The organism is Mycobacterium sp. (assembly GCF_046095365.1).
Classification (GTDB): domain Bacteria; phylum Actinomycetota; class Actinomycetes; order Mycobacteriales; family Mycobacteriaceae; genus Mycobacterium.
Map to the genome: position 1 here is coordinate 1 of NZ_JBJTJF010000148.1, position 3,633 is coordinate 3,633.

Sequence of the window (3,633 nt, forward strand, 5' to 3'; positions counted from 1 at the left end):
CCGGTGCTCATCAGCCTGGTGCAGACGATGCTGAGCCTGCCGTTCCTGCTCTTCGCCATCCCGGCCGGTGTCGCGACCGATCGGTTCGGGCACCGCGTCGTGCTGCTCGCTTCACAGTTTTGGTTGCTCGCCGTGCTGACCGCTATGGGTGTCATCGCACTGGCCGACCGTTTGCATTTCACTCCCACGTCCCTGCTGGCGATGACCTTCCTGGTCGGCATCGGGGTGGTGGCCCAGCGGACCGCCTGGACGCCGTTCATCCAGGATCTCGTCCCCAAAGACTCGCTGGTGGAGGCGATTTCATTCAATGGGCTGAGCGGCGACCTCGGCCGTGGGGTCGGACCGGTGCTGGCCGGTTATCTGATGGGTGCGTTCGGCCCGGCCGTGGTGCTGTTCACCAGCGCGGCCTCCCAGCTGGGCATGATCGCGACGCTGCGCAACGCCCCGGGCCGACGCGACTCCGGCGAGCCCCGTCCCGCCCGCGGGTCACTTCGCCAGGCGTGGGCACTGATCCCCCGCTCGCCACGTCTGTACGGTCCGATGCTGCGCTGCGCGCTGCTGATGGCGCCGTGCGGCGCGGTGATGGGTCTGCTGCCACTGGTGGCCAAGGAGAACATCCAGACCGGGCCGATCGGGTACGGCGGACTGCTCGCGGCCCTGGGCATCGGGGGCGCGGCCGGCGGCGCGCTGATGCCGGTGCTGCGCCGCCGGGTCTCCCTGGGCAGCCTCACCACCGTCGCGCTGGTGCTGTTCACGCTCGCCGTGATCGGGGTGAGCCAGTGGAACAGCATGGCACTCGACGCCGGCTTCCTGCTCCTCCTCGGTGTTACGTCGAGCCTGATGAGCATCGCCCACCAGTTCGCCATCCAGTCCGCCGCACCGCAGGACATGCGCGGGCTGACGAGCTCGATCTACTCACTGGTGCTTCAGGGTGCGCTGGCCGGCGGGAGTCTGCTCTTCGGCGTGCTGGCGCACTACACCGGAGTCAGCAGAAGCATCCTCATCGCCGGTCTGGTGGCGATGAGTGGCCTGCTCCTGGTGCGCCGGCACCCGCTGACCACCTGACTCAGACCTCGGCCGAGGGCCAGCATCAGGGTGCGTCCAGTGCCGCCGCGTACACGTCTTCGTACATCGGAACGATGCGTTCCGTGGCGAAGTCTTCGCGAGCCCGTCGCACCACTTCGGCACGCGCTCTCGCAAGTGCCGTCTTATCTTCGAGAAGGGCGGCAAGACGCGACGACATCGCTCCCGTGTCGCCGACGGGTTCGAGGATGCCGTCGATGCCGTCACGCACGACTTCGGGCAGCCCACCCGCGCGGGCGCCGACGACCGGAACGCCGCACGCCATTGCTTCGAGCGCGGCGAGCCCGAACGACTCCCCCGCCGACGGCAAGAGAAACGCATCCGCGGCTCCCATCACCGCGGCGACGTCGGTGACCGCGCCGAGGAACAGCCCGCCGTCGGCGACGCCGAGTTCTTCCGCCGTTTGAAGCGCGGTCGAACGTTCCGGGCCGTCGCCCACCATGACGAGTCGCGCGTTCATGCGGGTGCGAACACCGGCGTAGATCTTCACCACGTCTTCGACGCGCTTTACCGGTCGGAAGTTGGAAGCGTGCACGAGGATCGCTTCGTCTTCGCGGGCGAGACAGGAACGCATCGAACCTTGCGGCTCCGGATGAAAGACCGCGGTGTCGACGAAATTCGGAATCGCGGCGATGCGCAGAGCATCGTGAATGACGCGGCGCGTCTCGTCGCGAAGGAACTCCGACACCGCGGTGATTCCATCAGCCCGCGACAACGCGTATTCGACGATCGGCCGATAAGCGGGATCGCTACCGACGAGCGTGACATCCGTTCCGTGGAGCGTGGTGACGACGCGCACCTTGTCGCGACCGACGATCTCCCGGGCGAGGACCGCGGAGAGGCTTTGGGGAACGGCGTAGTGCGCATGAAGGATGTCGAGTCGATGCCGCGTCGCAAGATCCGCCAACTTGCTCGCAAGCGCCATCTCGTAGGGCGGATACTTGAACATCGGATACGCGGAGACGTTGACTTCGTGATACGAGAGGCCGCGTTGAGGCAGCAGGCGCACGGGCGGCGCATAGGAAACGACGTGGACTTCGTGGCCGCGCGTCGCCAACGCCGACGCGAGTTCAACGGCGACGGCCCCCGATCCGCCGAAGGTCGGATAGCACGCGATTGCGATACGAAGCGGTGAGGTCATTCGACTAGATCGGGTAGTACCCGAACTCCTTGAAGACGGAAATCGGATCGTCGAGACGCAGCGGCGAATTCACGAAGAAGGCTTCTCCGTATTCGACTCCGATCATGTTGCCGTAGTGACGGGCGCGACCTTCCCACCATCCCCAAAACTCGCGGCGCGAAATGTAGGTCGCGGGTTCCGTCGACGCAGGATCGTGGAACTGGCTTCGGTAGGCCATGGCGGCCGCGCGCTTGGTCTCGAAGACGGACGTGATGTCGACGACGAAGGAGGGGTCGAACGTCGTGTGCGACGCGTACTGCCAGTAGGCGCGTGGACGATGGGCGGGTAATCCGGGCGTGTGCTTGGCCACTCCGGAGAGAAACGACGCTTCCCCGAGAAGTGTCGACAACCGCGCGTGGTCGGGGTGAAGATCGTCGGGACGCGGGCCGATCACGATGGTCGGTCGGTAGGTACGGAGGACCGTGATCACGGCGGCGCGGGCCGCGGCGTCGTCGAACACGGAGCCGTCCGGCAGGCCCAGGTTGAGCCGGACGTCGAGCCCTAAAAGACGCGAGGCGTCGGCGCATTCGCGCGCGCGGACTTCCGCCGTCCCTCGTGTCCCGAGCTCGCCTCGGGTCGCATCGACCGCTCCGACGGCGTAGCCCTTGGACTTCATGAGAGTCAAGGTCCCTCCGACCGCCAACTCGATGTCGTCGGGGTGGGCTCCGAAGGCGAGTAGGTCGAGTCGATTCATGTCGCGGCCTCCACGATCGCGATTATCGTACGCGGATCGAGCGGAACATCCGGTTAGCGGGAGCGACGACGGGATTCAATCGCATCATCGGCGGCGACTCGTCAGGATCATCCTGTCGGTACCGGACCCGAACGCCGATGCGGTGTTCATCACGTCGAACTCCGCGGCGGCGAGCATCGCCGCAATCTGGTCATGCTCATAGAGGAGCACCGATTCGGTCCACTCCGCGAGCGGCTCCCCCGATTCGCGGCGCACGGTCACGTCCTTCTCGACGCGTGTGCCCGTCCACCTTCGCCAAGACTCGATCACGACGCCATCGCGACGTTCGACCCCGTGCGCCGCGAAACGGGGGAGCCGCTCGCGCAGTGGACCGAATCGGTACTCCTCTACGACCATGACCAAATTCGGGCGATGCTCGCCGCCGCGGAGTTCGACGTGGTGAAAACCGCAGCTGCGTTCGGGTCCGGGACGGACCGGATGATCCTGATGAGCCGCCGCCGATGCGATTGAATCCTCGATCCGCGAGCGATAATCGCGATCGTGGAGACCGCGACATGAATCGACTCGACCTACTCGCCTTCGGAGCCCACCCCGACGACATCGAGTTGGCGGTCGGAGGGACCTTGACTCTCATGAAGTCCAAGGGCTACGCCGTCGGAGCGGTCGATGCGACCCG

4 protein-coding genes are annotated in these 3,633 nt (G+C 66.1%); 1 reads left to right on the plus strand and 3 read right to left on the minus strand.

Features of this window, described 5'->3' with window-relative positions; genetic code table 11:
* Positions 1-1,065 (plus strand): MFS transporter (locus tag ACKOQ4_RS11640; protein ID WP_526291956.1); only part of this gene is annotated, 1,065 nt, incomplete at its 5' end.
* Positions 1,066-1,090: 25 nt separating this feature from the next.
* Here ACKOQ4_RS11640 and bshA read toward each other — a convergent pair.
* The 3 genes from bshA to ACKOQ4_RS11655 all read right to left on the minus strand — a co-directional run bounded on the left by bshA (position 1,091) and on the right by ACKOQ4_RS11655 (position 3,353).
* Positions 1,091-2,224 carry an N-acetyl-alpha-D-glucosaminyl L-malate synthase BshA gene (gene bshA, locus ACKOQ4_RS11645; protein ID WP_526291958.1) on the minus strand — a complete coding sequence of 378 codons (1,134 nt, stop codon included), beginning with the start codon at positions 2,222-2,224 and terminating at the stop codon, positions 1,091-1,093.
* A gap of 4 nt (positions 2,225-2,228) precedes the next feature.
* Positions 2,229-2,957: a bacillithiol biosynthesis deacetylase BshB1 gene (bshB1, locus tag ACKOQ4_RS11650; RefSeq protein ID WP_526291960.1), complete on the minus strand. Its 729-nt coding sequence runs from the start codon at positions 2,955-2,957 to the stop codon at positions 2,229-2,231.
* A gap of 84 nt (positions 2,958-3,041) precedes the next feature.
* Positions 3,042-3,353 (minus strand): hypothetical protein, encoded by a 312-nt coding sequence (locus ACKOQ4_RS11655; protein ID WP_526291962.1) that lies wholly within the window; start codon positions 3,351-3,353, stop codon positions 3,042-3,044.
* Positions 3,354-3,633 lie beyond the last annotated feature (280 nt).

Excerpts from the sequence above, each read along its gene's own strand:
- bshA (WP_526291958.1), bottom strand. The coding sequence starts at position 2,224 with ATGACCTCACCGCTTCGTATCGCAATCGCGTGCTATCCGACCTTCGGC.
- bshB1 (WP_526291960.1), bottom strand. The coding sequence starts at position 2,957 with ATGAATCGACTCGACCTACTCGCCTTCGGAGCCCACCCCGACGACATC.
- ACKOQ4_RS11655 (WP_526291962.1), bottom strand. The coding sequence starts at position 3,353 with ATGGTCGTAGAGGAGTACCGATTCGGTCCACTGCGCGAGCGGCTCCCC.